This is a genomic window from Actinomycetota bacterium, from assembly GCA_030776625.1.
Taxonomy (GTDB): domain Bacteria; phylum Actinomycetota; class CADDZG01; order CADDZG01; family WHSQ01; genus MB1-2.
Window position 1 is genome coordinate 23,560 of record JALYHL010000002.1, and the last position, 17,571, is coordinate 41,130.

Below are 17,571 nucleotides of genomic sequence, written 5' to 3' on the forward strand. Positions count from 1 at the left end.
AAAGGCGTCATTTCGTCGCGACGGGGGACGGACCGACGATAGCGGTGGAGCCGGGGCGCGCCCGAAGGCGCCCCGCGGCGTCGCCCTTGTTGATCGCCAGCGACACGTAGTGATACGAGTCCTCGATCAGGACGAACTCTCCCGCTTGCACGTCCGCGAAGGTGTCACCGAAGGGGATCTGCAGCCGGTGTCCCTCGACCCGGACCTCGCAGCGGCCACCCGTGTTGATGCTTACCTTCTCCAGATGGCCGCGCCCCAGGTTGAACTGGAGGTTGCCGAACCTGTCGACCTGGAGAACCTCCGCGTGCAGATGGTCGTCGTGAACCCAGGCCTCCGGGATCTCGAGTTGCACCAGGTCGTCCACCCGGATCTCCGGGCCTATATCGGCGGGGTCCACCCCCGCCGCGATATGTGCCGCCGCTGGAGCGAAGACGTCGCGCCCCTGAAAGGTCCTCGAGACGGGGTTCAGCAAGAACCGCCTATCCGCCAGCTCGACAGCCCGCCTGATCCCCCCCGACTCCTCGGCGGCGGGGATCAGCAGCCCGTTGTCGGGACCCACGAACGTCTCGCCGCGGCCGGTCTCGAGCGCGATCGCACGGCGATTCGATCCAACACTCGGATCCACCACGGCGAGATGAACCGATTCGGGCAGATAAGGGATCGACTGACGCAGGACGACGGCGCCGTGCCGGATGTCCTGACGCAGGATGTTGTGGTGGACGTCGATGACCCTGACGTGCGGGGCGATGCGGAGCATCACCGCGTGACACACACCTACGAACTCGTCCTCAAGTCCGTAGTCCGAGAGGAACGTCACGAAGTCTTGTTTCTTCACGCCGGCATCCTAGGCGCACACGGCAATCGAGCGCCCGAACAACGCGATCCCCATTGACGTGACGGCAGCCGGTTCCTACACTCCGCAGGTCCTCTTCTTCCCCGGAAAAGAACGGAGCGTAGGTGGCCTCGAATCAGGAGTGGCAAGACGCGGCCGCCTGCCGCGAGGTCGCCGTCGAGATGTTCTTTCCTCCCGCCGAACAAGAAAGTGAAGTGGCGAAGGCAGTCTGCTCGAACTGCAGCGTCCGCCAACCGTGTCTGGACTTCGCCATCGCGGAGGGCGAGCGGTTCGGAATCTGGGGTGGGTTGACGTCGCAGGAACGCCGAGTGGTCGCCGCCAAGCAACGCAAGACGCTGGTCGGAGGGTCCACGCACCACGACGTCGCGTCGTCCTACCTAGGCTGATCCTCCTCCAGCCCTACTTGCCCTGTTGCCGGCGCTGCCAGCGCGTCTTCTTCAGCATCTTGCGGTGCTTCTTCTTCCGCATCTTCTTCCGGCGTTTCTTGACCAGTGACGGCATAGCTTTCTTCTCCTCCGGCTTCTCTATTCCGTGCCGAACAGTTGCCGGAGGGTCACCGGCCCCTTGGAACGGCCCTCAGTATCTATCCTCGAAGACCCGAGCCTCAGTCCTCGCACCCCTTCCGTGATCGGAGACACCATCCGGAGGATCCCCTCCGAAGGCTCGTACTCGAGCACGCCGATTCCGGGGCATGAACCTTCGCCATCCTCCATCCCGACCACGAGCCCGTCCAACCGGCTCAGGTCGAACTCGGGGGGGAGGGTCGGCATGAACACGGTCGGCTTCACCCTCCAGCGCGAGGAACCCGTGGCGAAGTACGCGGCGAACTGCTCCTCGCGGAACGCCACCCTCTCCTCGGGCGAGCGGCTGGAGAACTGATCGGCGGCTTCGACCTCGATCACATCCGCTGAGGTGAAGCGCTGCGCCATCGCGATCAGCGACTCCAGCTCGCCCCCGCGCTGGAATCCGACGACGTGATCCGGACGCACCGCGTCCATCTTGAAGAACTTGAGCGTCTGGCCGTAGATCCCGGCGACGAAACCCGTGGTGTCCAGAACGATCAAGCTGCAACCTGCCTCGCGAGCCCGCCTCACAAGCTTCGCGGTGGAGGTGACCAACGGCAACAGATGCTCGCGGGGGTGAAGAGAGCCGACGAAACCCAGTGCATCCGCCGTTCGCAGGCTCTCGCGCGACAGCTCTTCGAGTCCGGTCGTGTACCTCAACCCGACGGTGGTCGGCGGCCCAACGGTCGACTGTTCGATATCGGCGTCGACGAACGCTGCGGATATCCCCTCCGCTCGCGCGCGCCGCAACAGCTCGAGGGCGAACGTCGTCTTCCCGGTGTCGAGCCCGCCGAGCAGGAAGACCAGCCCGCGGCTCTCCAGGAGACGCTGGTACACGTTCTCGAAGTCCGACTCCACCGACGACACCCTTCACTCAGTGGTGCCGCCTCGATCCGCGCAACAAGAAAACGTGGTGGCCTGCCAGAGAGCCTGCCACCACGCCGTCTCCCAGATACGCCGAAGACCGGCCTACCGTTGCCGCAGGAGCTTGTGCTTAGCCTGCGTCCATGTACCGCTGCTCCAGGTACTTGCGGACGTCGTCCTCCCGGATGCGGTAACCCCTTCCAACGCGAACTGCTGCGAGCTGACCCTGCTTTACGAGGCGATACACCGTCATGTTCGACACCCTGAGGTGCCGAGCCACCTCACCGACCGTGAGGAAGCGCCCCATGAAGGCGCCGTCACCACTAGAGGAACCCGACGAAGTGGCCATGTCGCAGCAGTATACGCCGCAGACTTTCCCAGCTCAGAGGCCATATTCGGGTCCACTCCGCGAGCGCTCGGCAGTCGCGCACGCCGGGAGCGAGGTCAGACGAGGAGGCGGCCGTTTTCTACGTAGGGCTTGCCGTCGATGGTCAACGTGGGGCGCATCACGATGCCGTCTTGGTGTGACGAGACGCGGACGGTGCCGCCGAAGGTGTGGTTGTCGCCGAAGGCGACGTGGATCGTCCCCATGATCTTCTCGTCTTCGAGGACATTCCCGGTCAGGCGAGCGGCATCGTTCGTCCCGATGCCCAGCTCCGCCACCGCCAGAGCCTCGGGCCCGTGTGGCTGCATCGTGTTCAGCCACTCCTCGGCGCGGGGGCCGGAGAAGTCCACGGCGTAACCGCCTTCGATCCGAACGAAGAACGGCTCTTCCAGGAGCCCGATCGGCCACACCGAACCGTCGAAGGCGATCGTCCCTTGCGTGCGTCCCTCGACGGGCGCTATGAAACCTTCACCCGCGGGAAGGTTGCCGAACGAACCCGGTGCGGTGAGGTTCCCGTCGTCTGCGATCCCGTCGCGGCCCTCGATGCTCATGGTGACGTCGGTTCCCTCCGCGCTCGTGATGCGGACCTCGCTGCCGTCACTCAAGGCTTCTGCTAGAACCGCGGAGCGTCGTTGCACCTCCTTGTAGTCCGCCGCCATCGTCCGGTGGAGCATGTCCTCGGTGATCTGGGGCATAGTCGCCACGCGGACCCCGCGCGCGTTCGCCTCCTTGCGCGCGGCCGTATGCGAGGCGGACTTCGTCGTCGGCACGATGCACACGTCGCATGCGAGCATCGCGGCGGCTGCCGCCGGCGGAGGCTCACTGCCGTTCGTCTCGCGCTCGCTCATCTCCATCAAGACGGTCTCGGCCCCGAGGTCGCGCGCTCGGGCGACCAGCGACTCGGCTATCGGTCGACGCTTCGGGTCGGTCAGCACCAGCAACGACTCGGCGGACTTCAGCCCCAGGCAATCGACGAGAACCGAGTCGATCGCACCGCTCATGCGGCGCCCAAGATGATCTGCTCGAACAGCCTCCACGACGGCTCGTAGAGCCGCGGCGGCCGGTTGTCGTCGAGCGGGATGATCGTGACGTCACGTCCTTCCCCCGCGGCCACCGCGAGCGCGTGGTCGTTGATGTCCATGACGGCCACGGTAGGGATGCCACGCTCTATGGCGGCCCCCGCGAAACCATGATCTGCGAAGACCATCTCCGGCCACGGCTGCCGTTCGAGAAGTGCCTCCATCGCGTCCGACAGGTGCGTGTGCTTGAGCTGACCCCAATCGGCGAGACAGCCGACGCTTCCGGTGTAACGCACCTCGAAATGACGATGCCGCTTCGTCTTGTGAGGGATCTGTTCTTCCTCGCGAGGGCGAAGCATCTTTCCTCCCACGGAGACGAAGGCGTCTACAACGCGGAGGTTGTGCTCGAGCATCCCGGTGGGATGTCCCGTAGCCGCCAGCAGTGTTCCGCCCGCACGGGCATGGTCGCGCAGCCGCTCCGCCGCCGCCACGATGCCGCCAACGGTGAGGTCCGGGTCGATGGAGTCGTCATCGAGACAGTCGATGTCGCTGTTGCAGCCGGTGAGATCTGCCATGAAACGAAGGACCTGCGACTCGGTGTACTTGTCCATCCCTGACAGCCCGAACGTCTTGTCCGGATCGCCCTCGATCAGCGGCGCGATCTTGGCGAGAGTGCTCGAACGCGAATGGGACCGGTGAGGCCCCGTTATGCCCGCCGCCACCAGGGCTTCGCGCACCTCGCTTTCTGAGATGCTTCCCGCAGACGCCATCGCCGCATCGTATGACCCTCAACCTGAAGGAGGTTCCGTTCATGAGCACCGAGATCTTCTCTCTGGAGAACAAGAGCGCGATCGTCACCGGCGCCTCACGCGGGATCGGACGCGCCATCGCGCTTGGATTCGCAGCGGCCGGAGCCGACGTTGCCGTCGCGGCGCGAAGCGAAGCCGATCTCGAGACCCTGGCCAAGGAGATCGACGCCATGGGCCACAGTGCGATCGTGGTTCCCACGGACGTGACGCAGCGCGATGCCCTCGAGAACCTCGTGAACACGACGGTCGATCGCTTCGGAAAGCTCGACATCCTCGTCAACAACGCCGGTGGCTCCAACTTCATGTCACCGTTGGTAAGCCTGCGCCCGTCGGGGTGGGACAAGCTCCGGACGTTGAACCTTGACTCGGTGTTCCACGCGACCCAGCTCGCAGCACAAGCGATGGTGGACACCGGGGGATCGATCATCCAGATCGCGTCCGTCGCGGGGGTACAGGGAGCACAGGGGCTATCGCCTTACTCCGCCGCCAAGGGTGGGGTGCGCCTGTTCACGCAGGCGGTGGCGAAGGAGCTCGCGGCCTCGAATGTGCGGGTCAACTCGATCGCGCCCGGTTGGATCGATACACCTCTCAACGAGTGGATGACGAAGGACGAGGCGACGCTGAAGTTCGCGGAGTCCATGATCCCGATGGGGAGAATCGGGACGGCTGAGGAGATAGTCGGAGCGGCGATCTATCTCGCCTCGGACGCGTCTTCCTTCGTCACCGGCACGACGTTGGTCGTCGATGGAGGCCAGACCGCCTAGCGGGCGCAACCTCCCGTGTCCACCGGCTCGCTGCGCCGGCTGCCCTTCCGCACCTCGTCGGCAACCTCGGCCCCCGTAAGCGCATAGCCGGTATCGCCGTCGGTGGTGGAGGCGGCGAAGACGACGCCGCCAACGTCTCCCTCGAGTGTGACGAACGGGCCCCCGGAGTCGCCCTGGCGCACGGGTGACCGGATGGCGTACACATCGCGGCTCACGTCGGAGCGCCCGTAGATGTCGCGGCCGTTCGCGTCGTCGAATGAGGCCGCGATCGCAGCGGCGTGCGTGACGAGGCGGCCCCCGGCGTTGCCTGGATATCCGAGCGTTGCACCGGACGTCCCGCGCTCGAGCTCCGCGGTTTCGAGCTGGAGGGGCGGAGCGCCGAGGCCGTCGACGTGGATCACCGCCACATCCGTATCCGGATCGAAGACCACGACAGAGCCGACCTGCTCGCCGCCGGCGAGCTCGCGCACGACGGGCGAGTCGCCCCCCGCTACGACGTGGGCGTTAGTAACGACCGTAGAAGGCGCCGCTATCCACCCCGTTCCGAGCTGGGTCCCGCCGCATGCGGACAGTGAGATCTGGACGACCGAGTCCTTCGCCCGCTGCACCGCCCGCCTTGCCTCCCGCTCCGAAGGCAGCTTCGGCGGGGTGCCGAGATCCGGCGGCAGACCCGCGAACACCTGTGGGAAGCCCGCCGTGTTCAGGTACTCCTGGAACTCCGCCAGAACGTCCGGAGGTGGCGGCAGCGCCGCGTTCGTCAGCTGCAGCAGCTGCGAGTCGCGGAACGGGCTGGCGATCGCCCGCGACGGCCCGTGCACCAGCAGCGACCCGATCAGCCAGAACGAGACGATGGTGACGACGACGCCGAACGCTGCACCGAGCGACTGGTTGACACCGCCGAGGCGAGCTCGGGCGGCCGCGGCGCCGCCGCTCCGGCCGAGCAGGTGGCCGATCGTCTGGCCGATCGACATCGCGATGAAGACGATCACAAGGGAGATGAGCATCCGCTGAAGGCCGCTGCCTTGCGTCACCGCACGGGCGACGTCGGGAGCGAACGCGGCCCCGGCCAGGAGCCCGAGGAAGCCGCCGCCGAGCTCGAACACCTGGCCCAACAACCCCAGCCGCCAGCCTCTGAAGGCCGACAGCGCCGCCAGCACGAGAACGGCCACGTCGACGAGGTTCACCGGCCGCTCCCGGGCGTCGGGTCAGACACCTACGCCCAGCCCGGTCATGAGGGCTCGGCTGGTGAGCCCGAAGTTGACGAAGGAGGCGAAACCGAACACAACCCATGGGATCTCGACGAACCGCTCCTTCTGCGCGATGCGGTGCGCCGCGATCAGGATCAGCGCGGGGAACAACCCCCCGTACATGTAGTGCAACCAGCGGAGGTCCTGCGGTGGGGGTCTGAGCCCGGCCACGAACAGCACCGCCCCCACGACGACCTGGATCGCGATGATCACCTGCAACGCGCCGAGGAGGTTCCAGAACCAGTCGTGCGGCGGCCGGTTGCGGATCAAGGTGTAGATCGTCCACAGCACGAGGACCGCGAACGCCGCGGGGATGCTGAAGCCGATGTACCGATGAAGCTCGCTCATTCCCTCCTCCTTGGCGAGGAAGGTTAAGCGTCCGCGCCCGCTAAGGCCGCTAGGCGCGGGAGACACGTCTCGAGAACAGCTTCGACCGACCGCTCGACCTCGGACCGGTACGGCCGCGACACCTCGGCAGCGTCCGCGTCGTCGAGCCACCCCGCCGGGATCACCTCGGGGTGCCCGACCATCTCCGCGAAGTGGATCGTCCACACCTTCGGCACCACGGTTTCCGCCTGATAGCCGCCGCCGCCGGTGGCGACCCACCGGTCGCCACAGAAGTCGTGCGCGACCGCGTGGATGATCTTCGCCATCGTCGGATAAGCCTTCAGCGTGAGGGCGAGGTTGGCGAGCGGGTCGCCGTAGTGGGTGTCCGCGCCTAACTGCGTGAGGATCAGGTCCGGCCTGGCCGCGGCCGCGGTCTCTCGCAGCACCCGCTCCAGCGCCCATAGATAGTCGTCCTCGCCCGTGTACGGCAACAGGGGGAGGTTCACCGATGTCCCGGCCGCGGCCCCGTGTCCGATCTCGTCCTCGAACCCCGTCCCCGGATACAGGTACCGGCCGGATTGATGCAGCGAGACCGTAACGACCCTCGGGTCGTCGTAGAAGATCCACTGGACGCCGTCGCCGTGATGCACATCGACATCCAGGTACATGACCCGCCACTCAGGCTGCAGCTCGAGCACCTTCGCTATCGCCGCCGCGGGGTCGTTGTAGATGCAGAAGCCCGACGCCTCGCGCCGCCTCGCATGATGGAGTCCTCCAGCGGGGTTGAACGCGTGCAGGAAACGCCCGCTAGCTACAAGCTCCGCCGCCGTGATGGATGCGCCACAGACGGCCGCCGCCGCGCGGTGCATCCCCGCGAAGATCGGGTTGTCCGGCGTCCCGAGACCGAACTCGAGGCCTCTCGAGGGTTCCACCGTGCCGGCGTCGATCGCCTTGACCATCGCGATGAACTCCTCATCGTGGACCGCCTCGACCTCCGCATCGGTGGCCGAACGCGACGTGACCTCGGTGACGCCCCTGACGAGGCCTAGGTCTCGGATGTGGTCGTACGTCAGGAGAACCCGCTCGGGGCGCAACGGGTGCGACGCGCCGAAGTCGTAGGTCTTGGCGATGTCTTCTACGGTGACGAGTGCGACGGAATCGGTCACGAGCCGAAGTCGCGGGAGTCGCCGCGGGCGAGCTCCTGGCTCCGCTCCATCGCGGCCTGGATCGCGTTGAGGAAAGCCGCACGCACACCAGACTGCTCTAAAACGCGGATCGCGCGGGTGGTCGTCCCGCCCGGCGACGTCACCATCTCGCGCAGCTCCACCGGATGCATGTGCTCGTCTCGCAGCATCTTCGCCGAGCCGAGCATCGTTTGCACCACGAGATCCGTCGAGGTCTCCCGCGACAGTCCGAGCAGGATCCCGGCCTCGATCATCGCCTCAGCCAACAGAGCGAAGTACGCCGGCCCTGACCCAGAGATGGCCGTCACGGCGTCGAGGTACTCCTCGTCGACCGTCACCACGCGTCCGACCTGGCTCAAGACCTCTCTAGCGAGGTTGAGGTTCTCCTCGCTCGAGAAGCGCCCCGCCGCGATCCCGGCCATGCCCTCGTGCACCACGGACGGGGTGTTCGGCATCGCTCGCACCACCGGCACGTCGTACTCCAGACGCGACTCGATGAACGACGTCGAGATCGCAGCCACGAACGAGAGAACGGTCTGGTCCGGCGTCACGTGTGACGAGATCTCCGACAGGAGCGGCTCTATGTCTTGGGGCTTGACCGCGATCACGATCACCTGCGCCCCCGCGACGGCCGCCGTGTTGTCGGTAGACGTCTGCACGCCGTAGGCAGAAGACAACTCTTCGAGACGCTCCCGCCGGCGCGCGGTAACGACGACATCCTCCGCCTTTCGCCAACCGGATCCGAGGAGGCCGCCTACAAGCGCTTGCCCCATCTTCCCGCCGCCGAGAACCGCCAGCTTGGCCATGCGATACCTCCTGGAGCTTTTCCTGCATGATAGGGCGCACGATGTTCAGAGAGACCTGGCTGTGGGCTTCCGACAAAGAACGCGTGGAGCGCTTCGTCACCGAGGGAAGCCTCACCAGATCCGTGGTGCAGCGGTTCATCGCGGGCGAGACAGCCGAAGACGCGATCGCCGCGATCCGGCAATTGAACGTCAAGGACATCGGGGGGATCCTCGACCTGTTGGGCGAGGGCGTGACCGACGCAGTCGGCGCGAAGCAAGCGTTCGAGGACTACCTCGAGTCGGTGAAACGGATCGAGGAAGCGGGCGTCGACACGACCGTGTCGGTGAAGCTCACCCAGCTGGGCCTCGCCTTCGACAAGCCCTCCTGCATCGCCTACGTGCGCGGGCTCGCAACCGAGGGCCAGGCGGTCGGGACGAGCCTCGAGATCGACATGGAGCAGTCGGAGTACGTGAGCGAGACGCTCGACGTGTTCAGCACGCTGCGCCGCGAGTTCCCCGATCTGCGCCTCGCGGTACAGGCGTACCTGAGGCGCACGCCGGTCGACCTGGAGGAGCTGGCGAAGGAGGCTCCCCCCAAGGTGCGGCTGGTGAAGGGCGCCTACGCCGAAGGTCCGGACGTGGCCTTCCAGAAGAGGTCCGAGATAGATGCTCAGTACCGCTACTTGACCGACTGGCTCTTCGAGAAGGGGGCACACCCCGGCATCGCGTCACACGACTCCTCGTTGATCGAGCACGCCCAGAGGGCCGCGGCCAGGGTGGGCGGGGGCAAGAAGAGCTTCGAGATCCAGATGCTCTACGGGATCAGGCGCGACCTTCAAGAGCAACTCGCGAGAGAGGGATACCGGGTCAGCGTCTACGTGCCATTCGGATGTGCGTGGTACGCGTACTTGATGCGTCGCATCGCGGAGCGCCCCGCGAACCTGAGGTTCTTCCTCCGCGCTGTCGTCCGCAATTAGCGCGACAAAAAAAGTAGGCCCCAGAAACCGGAGTCCGAATCGAACCTCGTGCACTTCCCCACACACGAGATGCGACAAGCACGTTGGCTTCTGAGGCCTAGCGTCCCGAGGTGCCGCATGAGCCACACCCGAAGGTGAGTCATTCAACTCCTCGAGACGTGCAGGAACATAGCGACGCACTCCCGAAGCGTCAACCGCGCGAATGCCCAGGAAGGGCAACGAATGCGCAGGTCAGAGCACCCAAAAATTTTCTTCGCGACGACGAACTTTTTTGCGCGAGTTAGATCAGCAGGTGCAGATCTCGCGGAAGTCCTCGCGCACCAGACATTCATAAAGCTCGACAAAGCTCGCGGCCGCGCGCTCCCACGAGAACACGGCGGCGGAGTCCCCAGCCTCGCGCGAGAACGCAGCGTGCAGGTGCGGGTCGGACAAGATCGTTTTGAGCCGCGCCGCGAACGCCGAAGGATCCCGGCTAAGCACGAGGAAACCTGAGCGGCCGTCGCGCACCACGTGAGATAAACCACCGACCGCGGTCCCCACGACGGGCGTGCCACATGCGTGTGCCTCGAGCGCGGCGAGGCCGAACGACTCGGAATGCGAACACACCGTGACGATGTCTGATGCCGCGTAGAACAGCGGCAGCCGGTCGTGCGGCTGCGGCCCGACGAAGTCGATGTTGCCGATCACACCGAGGTCGGCGGCCACAGAACGAAGGCGCTCGACCTCGGCCCCCCCGTCGGGTCCACTGGCACCGCCCACGATCACGAGGCGCACGGATTCGTCCAGTGCGGACACAAGTTCCTCGAGCGCGCGGATGGCCAGATCGATCCCCTTGAGCCGCTGGATGCGGCCCACGACCAACATGACCTTCCCGTCGCCCCACCCCAGCAGCCCTCGGGCGACCGGTCGCTCGAGTGGGCGGAACGCGTTGTGGTCGACTCCGGGATGCACGACCTTCAGCCGGTCGTGCGAGGCGCTATAGAGACAGGCGAGCTGCTCCAGCTCGTCGTCGGTGGACGCAACCAGAACATCGGACGCGTCGATCACTTGGTCCTCCCCCACCAGCCTCACCTCCGGCTCCGGCCGGTCGCCGGGGGCGAGGAACCGGTTCTTCACTCGCCCGAGCGTGTGCGGGGAGTGAACCAACGGCACGGACCAAGCCCGCGCGAGCCCGGTAGCAGCGAGGCCAGATTGCCAGTAGTGGGAGTGGATCAGGTCGTACGAGAGGCGCTGACTCAGCGAGAACGCGCGTACCCCAGCGACGAAGTCCTCGACGTGGTGCCGGAGCCGCTCCTTAGGGACCGGTCCGGGGGGGCCGGCGACGACCGGCACCACCCGAACCCCCGGCGACAGGATCACGGGAGCCGAGGTGCCGCGGTGGGACCGGGTGAAGACGTCGGTGGTCACGCCCCGGGACGCCAGCGCCTCCGCCAGTCGGCGGATGTAGACCGTCATCCCACCCGCGTCGCCCGATCCCGGCTCCGCTAAAGGCGAAGAGTGGTAGGAGATGACCGCCGCGTGCATCAGGGAGCACTCCCGGCCCTGAACAGCCGTACGTTGTTGAGAGGCACCGCCTGCGCGCCCAGCTGGTACTTGTACCGCTCCGGCCCCCGCAGGAAATCGAACGTCTTCAAGCCTTTCTCTATCGACTGCTTCACCAGCTCCGAGACGAGCACGAGGCCAGGTGACAACCGCGCTGCGTCGGGTTCATACGCGGAGTTGTACAGGTAGAACGTGCCTGCGGCCTCAAACGAAAAAGTGGAGGCGATCGCGCGATCACCTATCTCCAGGAGATCGAGCCTCAGCCACCCCGCCTCCATGAACGCCCGGGCCACGCGATCGAAGAAGGTCGCTATCTCGGGTCTCATGAAGTGGCCCTTGTGGCCCTCGGTCCCTCGGTGCATCTCCACGAAAGTGCGGAAATCTCCCTCCAACGTCTCTGACGTCGCGGTGCGGAACCGAGCATCAGGATGGTCCCGCCCCAGCCGCCGCCGCTTACGCTTTAGCTCATGGCGTTGCTTCGCATCGAGGGACGCCAGGTAGGACTCCCAGTCCGCCGGGAGGGGGAGCACCGCGGCGGTTTCCTCTTGATCGAGCTTGAACGTCAGGCCCGCTCGGTCCGCGCGCTCTACGAGGAACTCGGCGAACCCGAAGGGGACGGGCATGTTGTGGGCATCGAACTCGTCCCATTCCACGTCGGTCCCGACCAGCCACTCCACGAGCGTCTCTGCAACGTCGTCGCGGTCGGGAAGCGAGCAGATCGGCCCCAGGTAGTCGGTCAGGTCGATCCCTCCGACGAATCGAAGGATCCTGCGGCCCTCCGCCACCTTCCGGTAGAGCGGTACCACGGCTGCCACGTCATCTCCACGCTTCATGGTCAGGATGAACAGCTCTTTGCCAGAGCCGAACTCCTCCCACCACAGCTTGTTCCAGCGCGGCGTGCCGAAGATGTGTCGATCGGGATCGGCTCGCAGCAGCTCTTGCCACTCGGGCAGCTCGAAACAGGCCTCCGTGCACTCGAGGCTCATCTGCAAGCTCGTCATAGTGGGGGTCACGGTAGTCCTAACCGCAGGAAGCAGAAGCTGATTCCTGAGGTGTGTCCGCTCTCGCCCGATGCGAAACGAGCCCGTCGTCCTCGTCATCGAGGATCAACGGGCTCTGATCGGGTGCTGGCGAATATGGGGTCAGGAAGCCTTGATAGTCTTCGACGCCGCGGCCGCCGTGGCTTTGGCATCTGCCTTCACCGCTTTACGGACGCTCGTAGCCGCCGCCTTCACCTGCGACCGGGCGGTCTTCGTCTGAGCCACCGCCTGCTTGGTCGGAGCGGAGGTCTGGATGCGCCTGGAGATGGTGCGCCCGCGCTTCACGAAGTCCTTGTAGACCTTCTCGGTCTCGTTGCGGTCCGCAAGCGAGCGGAGATCTCTGACCTTCTCAACGGTGAAGTCACCTGCGCCGACGACCGCGTAGATGAGTTCTTGGGTCTTGGGCAATTCATTCACCTCCTCTCGCCTGGGTGCCGGATAAGAGAGATGACGGGAACGCCGGAGCAGCACCGGTCCTCGCCTGCGCAACCGCAGACGCGGGCCGGGTGGGGGTGGGGGATGAAGAGGGTCGCTCCGGATTCCCGTCAAGCTTCATTTCTTTCCTTGGTCGATGACGTCCTGGACGGTCGCCGCGTTCGCCACCGGATCCACGTTCGATTCGATGTAGCTGCGGTAGTGGTCTATCAGCGCCTTCTTCTGCCGTTCCGTCAGCAGCCCGTCCTTCAAGATCTCTGCGACCAGGTCGTGGTCACGGTCCTCGTCGAGGATCCCGGCCTGTACGTAAAGCGTCTCGGCCGAGATCCGAAGCGCTCGTGCGATCGCCTGGAGGATCTCCGCAGATGGCTTCCTCAGCCCCCGCTCGATCTGTGACAGGTACGGGTTCGAGATCCCTGCGAGATCCGACAGCTTCCTCAGCGACAGGCGCGCGCCACGCCGTTGCTCCCGGATGAAGGACCCCAACTCATCGAGCTTCATCCGACTGGACATCCGACTGCTCCTCTTTCCGGTTCCCTCTCCCGCTTGCACGTATACCACCTCTGCATAACAGTTGCAAGCAGAACCCGCCTTACAGTCTCGGTCGCTCTCGGCCGATACCTAGTCAATATGGGCTAGTTTCGACTACAAAGCGTGACTAAATAACCGCGTAACGGGAAGGGTAACCACCGGCAGTGGAGAACCCTCAGGAGATGGAGAAGACCGTGGGTATGCGTCCCGAACGGGGCAGCCTGGCGCCATTCGTCGGCGTCGCGCTGGCCGCTCTAACCGCCGGGTCGCTGCTGCTGTTCTCCCTGATGGCACAGAAGGCGACCAACGAGAACCTCGGGTCCGGGCGCGGCGTCGTTGCGGAGGCACCGCGCGATTCACCACCTCGCGAGATCGTGCTCCCGGCTGCGGCGTCGACAGCGGCCGGAGAGCCCGACACGGTGACCGGCGTAACAACGTTCGACCCCGCACCTCCATTGACGTTTACGTCACCCCCCGAGGCCGTGGCCGACACCGACGCCGCGGCGGGCGCGGATGCGGACGCTGCCGATGCTGCACCGCGCGACGCGCCGACCTTCACTTTCCCTCGACCGGGGACGGCTCTGTTCTCGTTCGGTGATGACGCGGCCGCGGGCGACGGATCGAAAGGGAAAGCTCACGGCAAAGCGAAGGGGAAAGCTCGCGGCAAAGCGAAGGGGAAAGCGGCCGGTAAGGCGATGGGGAAAGGAAAGGACCACGCCGCCAAGAACAAGGCCAAGCACGCTCGTCGGAGTCGAGGGCACCGCGGGCGCGGACGGGGCGCCGCGCACGCTCGCAACAACGCCCGCGATGGGAACGCAGAGCGTCACCGCCATGGCCGCCCCGCATCCGCCGGCCGATCACATGGTGCCGCCCGCTCGCGCGCGGCGACGTCGTCGGCGTCAAGTCACCCGCGCCCCGCGAAGCACGCCCGTCCCGCGAAGCCCGCTCCGAAGCCGATGCCGGCGAAAAACTCGAACACCCGCGGCAAGGGACATGGAAAGGGGCGCGGCCGCGGCCACGCGCATGACTAGCTAGCCGCTAACGGGTACCAGCGCGAGCTAGCGGAGCAGCCCGTCGGGATCGGCTTCCCCGCTGGTATAGCGGCGGACCATCTCTCTCTGCAGCGCATCGACGACCTCGTGCACCCTGCGCCTCTTCTCCGACAGGTTGCGCTCGTGCTCGGCCAGAGACTCGATGATCTTGCGGATCTCGTCGGTAGGCACCTGCGCCAACCGGGCGAGAGTCTGCTCCCCGACTATCTCCTCCACCCGTCGGCGCGGGATGTCGGTGTTGCGCGGGATCGACAGATCGGGAGCGCGGGTCGGGAGAGGAGCGGCCCCTCCTCCACGCGGTTCCTCTGCGAGGATCTGCGGGAGCCGCGAGATGAGGTCGCCGTCGCCAGCGGTGCCGGCCCGCTGGTCCAGCTCCGCCGAGAGGATGTCGATCCGCGCCTGACAGAGACGACGTTCGAACGACACCTCGTTCTCGCCGTCGGCGCACTCATCGCGCATCGCCCGCAGCTCGTCGACCGAGCGCTCGGTCATCCCCTCGAGATAGGACGGCTCGATGATGCGGTCGACCAACCGGCGTTTCACCTCGCTCATACGAGGAGCGTACCGCCTTAGTCCTAGTTGATCTCGAGGATCGCACGGGCTTGGCCCGGCGTCGCCACCTCGCGCCCTGCTTCGGCAGCCATCTTGGCGACGCGAGCGATCAGCTCCGCGTTCGACACCGCGAGGCGACCGGGCTCCACATAACGGACGTCTTCGAACCCGGTCCGCACATGGCCTCCTTCTGCCAGCGCCTGTCGCGCGACGGAAAGATGACTCTTGCCGATGCCGGTGGCCGACCACGTAGCCCCTTCCGGCAACTGCGCGACCAGGAACGGGATCGCGCCCGGGCTCGCGGGCATCGCTCCCGGAACGCCCAGCACCAGGTCGTAGTGCTGGTGGTGACCGTCGCCGTACTCGCCGTAGAGCCGCGCCGCGTTCGCGATCATCCCGGCTTCGAAGATCTCGTATTCCGGCAACGTACCGACCGACCGCATCTCCCGATACAGCCGCTCCACCAGGGGCGCGGGGTTGAGGAACACCTCGTCGCCGAAGTTCACGCTCCCGGTCGTCAGCGTTGCCATCTCGGGCCTCAAGCGCAGTGGCGCGACCCGAGCTTCTTCTGGGTCACCAACTGCGCCACCCGTAGTGAACTGGACGATCACGTCCGCGCTCGCGGTGATCGCTTCCTTGGCGCGTTCGAACGCCGCAACCTCCATCGTGGGCCGGCCCGACGCGTCCCGTACGTGTAAGTGGTAGATGGACGCGCCGGCCTCCGCACACTCCGCCGCGTCGCGCGCTAGATCGTCTGGAGTTACGGGAAGGTTCGGCTGCTGCTCCAAGCTGAGCTCCGCGCCCACCGCGGCCACCGTGATGATGAGGGGCAGCATCCAGCGAAGCTGGTTAACAGACGGACGCGACGAGCGGGTACGGATTGATCGCCGCGCCGCCGCCGGGGTGATACTCGAAGTGGACGTGCGGCGTTCCCGCCGCGTTGCCGGTGTCGCCAACGGTGGCGATCTGCTGCCCCGCGGAAACGTGTCCGCCACTGACAAGGTTCTGCTGGTTGTGCATGTACCAGTACTGATGGCCGTCGTCGCCGCTGAGGATGATCCAGTAGCCGGCGGAGCCGCCGTAGTCCGACAGCGTGATGGTGCCGTCGGTGATAGCGACCACGGGGGTCCCGTACGCCGCCATCATGTCGGTGCCCTGGTGGGTGTGTCCCGACCTCGGGTACCCCCAGCTGTCGATGAAGGACACCGCGCCCGCGACCGGGCAGGCCATCCCGCCGCTGCCGACCGGCGCGCCCGTCGAGACGACGAGCGTCGGCGAGCCGGTCAGCTGTCGCTGTAGCTGCTCGTACTCGTCGGAGACCTCTTCGAAGCGCGCCTGCAGCCGCTCGTTCTCTTCCGCCAGGCGTGCGGTCGCGAGCTTCAATCTCTCGTTGTCGACCTTCCACTGCTCCTCGAGCTGAGCCAGCTCGTACTCGGCGCGGGCGAGGTCGACGAAGGCTCCGCTCTCGCCGAGGGACACCTGAGACAGCACCTCGGTCTTATCCATGAGGTCGGTGAGGTCCTGCGAGCCGAACAAGGCCTCCAGCATCTCGGAGTTCCCCTGCATGTAGAGCTTCCGGGCGCGCTCCACGACCGTCGCGCTGAGCTTCTCCTGCTTGCGTCGCAACAGCTCGAGCCGGGGCTCGGCTTCCTCCATCCGCTGACGGCTCAGCTCCTGTTCCGTGCGAAGGTCTTCGATCCGTGTTTGAGCCGCGTTCAACTCAGCCTGGAGGGCTTCCATCCGGGCTTCCAGCTCCGACAGAGACTCGCCACCTCGAGCGGTGGGCATGGCCAGAGGGACGAGGGCCATCGCCAGCATGAGTGAGGCGAGCGCGGTGCGGAGCACCTGCGTTCGGCGTCCGAGAGACACTGGCGGCCACGCTAGCACAGGGACCTGTTTCAGCCCCGGGCGGAAGTCCTGCTCGGTCGAACGTGTGCCGCCGGCGGTCTCGGGCGGCAAAGTTCCCCAGCGGAGGCGCGGAAGGTAGCGTTTCCCGCGTGAGAGGCGTCGAGGACTACCTCGAGGAGATCAAGCGGCTCGAGGAAGACGGGGATCGGATCACGGCGACCGTCTTGGCGCGCACCCTGGAGGTCTCTCTCCCCTCGGCGTCCGAGATGCTGAAGCGACTCGCCGGAGAGGGGTACCTCACCCGCGAGAAGGGCGGCGACATCCTGCTCACGCCGGACGGTCGCAGGCTCGCGCACACGATGCTCCGGCGGCACCGGTTGGTCGAGTGCCTGCTGGTGCAGAAGCTCGGCATGGCGTGGCACGAGGTTCACGCGGAGGCGCACAAGATCGAACACGCGATCTCGGCCCGGGTCGAGGAAGCGATGGCGCAGTCGCTCGATTACCCCGACTACTGCCCTCACGGTCACCCGATCTGTCCGGTGGACCTCCGTTCCTTGCAGCGCCTGACGGATCTGGGAGCCGGCGCCCGCGGGACCGTGGCTCAGATCTCGGAGGTGAAGGAAGAGGTGCTTCCTTACCTGGACTCCATCGGGATCCGCCCCGGGGCGGAGATCGGGATCAAGGACATCTCTCCGCTGCACGGCCCGCTGACGGTCGAGACGGACGAGGGGATCACGTCGGTCAGCCGGGAGGTCGCGGGGCTGGTGCGAGTGAGCGCGGAGGACGCTTAACCC

22 protein-coding genes are annotated in these 17,571 nt (G+C 66.1%); 5 read left to right on the plus strand and 17 right to left on the minus strand.

The annotated features are described in order from the left end of the window. Positions 1–7 precede the first annotated feature (7 nt). Positions 8–835 carry an SAM-dependent chlorinase/fluorinase gene (locus tag M3N53_04210; protein ID MDP9067542.1) on the minus strand — a complete coding sequence of 276 codons (828 nt, stop codon included), beginning with the start codon at positions 833–835 and terminating at the stop codon, positions 8–10. A gap of 122 nt (positions 836–957) precedes the next feature. Here M3N53_04210 and M3N53_04215 point away from each other — a divergent pair, with 122 nt between their 5' ends. After that, positions 958–1,239, plus strand: a complete 282-nt coding sequence (locus tag M3N53_04215; GenBank protein MDP9067543.1) for a WhiB family transcriptional regulator — start codon at positions 958–960, stop codon at positions 1,237–1,239. A 13-nt stretch (positions 1,240–1,252) separates the two neighbouring features. On the opposite strand, the gene M3N53_04220 is transcribed toward M3N53_04215, so the two are convergent. The 5 genes from M3N53_04220 to M3N53_04240 form a co-directional block, all read right to left on the minus strand. After that, entirely contained in the window at positions 1,253–1,354 is a 102-nt protein-coding gene (locus tag M3N53_04220) for an AURKAIP1/COX24 domain-containing protein (protein MDP9067544.1), read from the minus strand. A 23-nt stretch (positions 1,355–1,377) separates the two neighbouring features. Beyond that, positions 1,378–2,274, minus strand: coding sequence for a hypothetical protein (locus tag M3N53_04225; GenBank protein MDP9067545.1), 897 nt, complete (start codon positions 2,272–2,274; stop codon positions 1,378–1,380). A gap of 136 nt (positions 2,275–2,410) precedes the next feature. Further along, on the minus strand, positions 2,411–2,629 hold the full coding sequence (locus M3N53_04230; protein ID MDP9067546.1) for a helix-turn-helix domain-containing protein: 219 nt from the start codon (positions 2,627–2,629) through the stop codon (positions 2,411–2,413). A gap of 95 nt (positions 2,630–2,724) precedes the next feature. After that, positions 2,725–3,666, minus strand: coding sequence for an aminopeptidase (locus M3N53_04235; protein ID MDP9067547.1), 942 nt, complete (start codon positions 3,664–3,666; stop codon positions 2,725–2,727). Continuing rightward, the gene (locus M3N53_04240; GenBank protein ID MDP9067548.1) at positions 3,663–4,454 is read right to left on the minus strand and encodes a phosphatase; all 792 of its coding nucleotides are present in this window, start codon (positions 4,452–4,454) and stop codon (positions 3,663–3,665) included. The genes M3N53_04235 and M3N53_04240 overlap by 4 nt, the downstream gene beginning before the upstream one ends. A 41-nt stretch (positions 4,455–4,495) precedes the next feature. Here M3N53_04240 and M3N53_04245 point away from each other — a divergent pair, with 41 nt between their 5' ends. Beyond that, the gene (locus M3N53_04245; protein MDP9067549.1) at positions 4,496–5,257 is read left to right on the plus strand and encodes an SDR family oxidoreductase; all 762 of its coding nucleotides are present in this window, start codon (positions 4,496–4,498) and stop codon (positions 5,255–5,257) included. On the opposite strand, the gene M3N53_04250 is transcribed toward M3N53_04245, so the two are convergent. Genes M3N53_04250 through proC form a run of 4 tightly spaced genes read right to left on the minus strand, consistent with a single transcriptional unit; the run spans position 5,254 to position 8,821 of the window. After that, positions 5,254–6,441, minus strand: a complete 1,188-nt coding sequence (locus M3N53_04250; protein ID MDP9067550.1) for a MarP family serine protease — start codon at positions 6,439–6,441, stop codon at positions 5,254–5,256. The two genes, M3N53_04245 and M3N53_04250, sit on opposite strands and share 4 nt — an antisense overlap. Positions 6,442–6,462: 21 nt before the next feature. Next, a complete protein-coding gene (locus M3N53_04255) occupies positions 6,463–6,852 on the minus strand; it encodes a hypothetical protein (protein MDP9067551.1) in 390 nt (129 codons plus the stop codon). Positions 6,853–6,875: 23 nt separating this feature from the next. Further along, positions 6,876–7,997: an acetoin utilization protein AcuC gene (locus tag M3N53_04260; GenBank protein MDP9067552.1), complete on the minus strand. Its 1,122-nt coding sequence runs from the start codon at positions 7,995–7,997 to the stop codon at positions 6,876–6,878. Then, positions 7,994–8,821: a pyrroline-5-carboxylate reductase gene (gene proC, locus M3N53_04265; GenBank protein MDP9067553.1), complete on the minus strand. Its 828-nt coding sequence runs from the start codon at positions 8,819–8,821 to the stop codon at positions 7,994–7,996. The genes M3N53_04260 and proC overlap by 4 nt, the downstream gene beginning before the upstream one ends. 41 nt (positions 8,822–8,862) lie before the next feature. Between proC and M3N53_04270 the strand changes: the two genes are divergently transcribed. Then, positions 8,863–9,777, plus strand: a complete 915-nt coding sequence (locus M3N53_04270) for a proline dehydrogenase family protein (GenBank protein MDP9067554.1) — start codon at positions 8,863–8,865, stop codon at positions 9,775–9,777. Positions 9,778–10,062: 285 nt separating this feature from the next. Here the strand turns inward: M3N53_04270 and M3N53_04275 are convergent, their stop codons facing one another. The 4 genes from M3N53_04275 to M3N53_04290 all read right to left on the minus strand — a co-directional run bounded on the left by M3N53_04275 (position 10,063) and on the right by M3N53_04290 (position 13,307). Next, positions 10,063–11,301: a glycosyltransferase gene (locus M3N53_04275; protein ID MDP9067555.1), complete on the minus strand. Its 1,239-nt coding sequence runs from the start codon at positions 11,299–11,301 to the stop codon at positions 10,063–10,065. Continuing rightward, positions 11,301–12,320: a GNAT family N-acetyltransferase gene (locus tag M3N53_04280; GenBank protein ID MDP9067556.1), complete on the minus strand. Its 1,020-nt coding sequence runs from the start codon at positions 12,318–12,320 to the stop codon at positions 11,301–11,303. The genes M3N53_04275 and M3N53_04280 overlap by 1 nt, the downstream gene beginning before the upstream one ends. 141 nt (positions 12,321–12,461) lie before the next feature. Further along, positions 12,462–12,767 carry a hypothetical protein gene (locus M3N53_04285; GenBank protein MDP9067557.1) on the minus strand — a complete coding sequence of 102 codons (306 nt, stop codon included), beginning with the start codon at positions 12,765–12,767 and terminating at the stop codon, positions 12,462–12,464. 144 nt (positions 12,768–12,911) lie between these two features. Continuing rightward, the gene (locus tag M3N53_04290; protein MDP9067558.1) at positions 12,912–13,307 is read right to left on the minus strand and encodes a helix-turn-helix domain-containing protein; all 396 of its coding nucleotides are present in this window, start codon (positions 13,305–13,307) and stop codon (positions 12,912–12,914) included. Between the two features lie 200 nt (positions 13,308–13,507). Between M3N53_04290 and M3N53_04295 the strand changes: the two genes are divergently transcribed. Beyond that, positions 13,508–14,356: a hypothetical protein gene (locus M3N53_04295; GenBank protein MDP9067559.1), complete on the plus strand. Its 849-nt coding sequence runs from the start codon at positions 13,508–13,510 to the stop codon at positions 14,354–14,356. A gap of 27 nt (positions 14,357–14,383) precedes the next feature. Here the strand turns inward: M3N53_04295 and M3N53_04300 are convergent, their stop codons facing one another. The 3 genes from M3N53_04300 to M3N53_04310 are packed head-to-tail and all read right to left on the minus strand — an operon-like array spanning position 14,384 to position 16,798. Further along, the gene (locus M3N53_04300; GenBank protein ID MDP9067560.1) at positions 14,384–14,929 is read right to left on the minus strand and encodes a hypothetical protein; all 546 of its coding nucleotides are present in this window, start codon (positions 14,927–14,929) and stop codon (positions 14,384–14,386) included. 23 nt (positions 14,930–14,952) lie between these two features. Then, on the minus strand, positions 14,953–15,765 hold the full coding sequence (locus tag M3N53_04305) for a 3-keto-5-aminohexanoate cleavage protein (protein ID MDP9067561.1): 813 nt from the start codon (positions 15,763–15,765) through the stop codon (positions 14,953–14,955). A gap of 13 nt (positions 15,766–15,778) precedes the next feature. After that, positions 15,779–16,798, minus strand: a complete 1,020-nt coding sequence (locus M3N53_04310; GenBank protein MDP9067562.1) for a peptidoglycan DD-metalloendopeptidase family protein — start codon at positions 16,796–16,798, stop codon at positions 15,779–15,781. 128 nt (positions 16,799–16,926) lie between these two features. Here M3N53_04310 and M3N53_04315 point away from each other — a divergent pair, with 128 nt between their 5' ends. Continuing rightward, entirely contained in the window at positions 16,927–17,568 is a 642-nt protein-coding gene (locus M3N53_04315) for a metal-dependent transcriptional regulator (GenBank protein ID MDP9067563.1), read from the plus strand. The last annotated feature ends 3 nt before the right edge of the window (positions 17,569–17,571 follow it).

Bases quoted from the DNA above. Each gene is read 5' to 3' on its own strand.
- M3N53_04230 (MDP9067546.1), bottom strand. From the start codon at position 2,629: ATGGCCACTTCGTCGGGTTCCTCTAGTGGTGACGGCGCCTTCATGGGG.
- proC (MDP9067553.1), bottom strand. From the start codon at position 8,821: ATGGCCAAGCTGGCGGTTCTCGGCGGCGGGAAGATGGGGCAAGCGCTT.
- M3N53_04240 (MDP9067548.1), bottom strand. From the start codon at position 4,454: ATGGCGTCTGCGGGAAGCATCTCAGAAAGCGAGGTGCGCGAAGCCCTG.
- M3N53_04220 (MDP9067544.1), bottom strand. From the start codon at position 1,354: ATGCCGTCACTGGTCAAGAAACGCCGGAAGAAGATGCGGAAGAAGAAG.
- M3N53_04290 (MDP9067558.1), bottom strand. From the start codon at position 13,307: ATGTCCAGTCGGATGAAGCTCGATGAGTTGGGGTCCTTCATCCGGGAG.
- M3N53_04255 (MDP9067551.1), bottom strand. From the start codon at position 6,852: ATGAGCGAGCTTCATCGGTACATCGGCTTCAGCATCCCCGCGGCGTTC.
- M3N53_04295 (MDP9067559.1), top strand. From the start codon at position 13,508: ATGGAGAAGACCGTGGGTATGCGTCCCGAACGGGGCAGCCTGGCGCCA.
- M3N53_04245 (MDP9067549.1), top strand. From the start codon at position 4,496: ATGAGCACCGAGATCTTCTCTCTGGAGAACAAGAGCGCGATCGTCACC.
- M3N53_04270 (MDP9067554.1), top strand. From the start codon at position 8,863: ATGTTCAGAGAGACCTGGCTGTGGGCTTCCGACAAAGAACGCGTGGAG.
- M3N53_04300 (MDP9067560.1), bottom strand. From the start codon at position 14,929: ATGAGCGAGGTGAAACGCCGGTTGGTCGACCGCATCATCGAGCCGTCC.
- M3N53_04280 (MDP9067556.1), bottom strand. From the start codon at position 12,320: ATGACGAGCTTGCAGATGAGCCTCGAGTGCACGGAGGCCTGTTTCGAG.
- M3N53_04235 (MDP9067547.1), bottom strand. From the start codon at position 3,666: ATGAGCGGTGCGATCGACTCGGTTCTCGTCGATTGCCTGGGGCTGAAG.
- M3N53_04275 (MDP9067555.1), bottom strand. From the start codon at position 11,301: ATGCACGCGGCGGTCATCTCCTACCACTCTTCGCCTTTAGCGGAGCCG.
- M3N53_04305 (MDP9067561.1), bottom strand. From the start codon at position 15,765: ATGCTGCCCCTCATCATCACGGTGGCCGCGGTGGGCGCGGAGCTCAGC.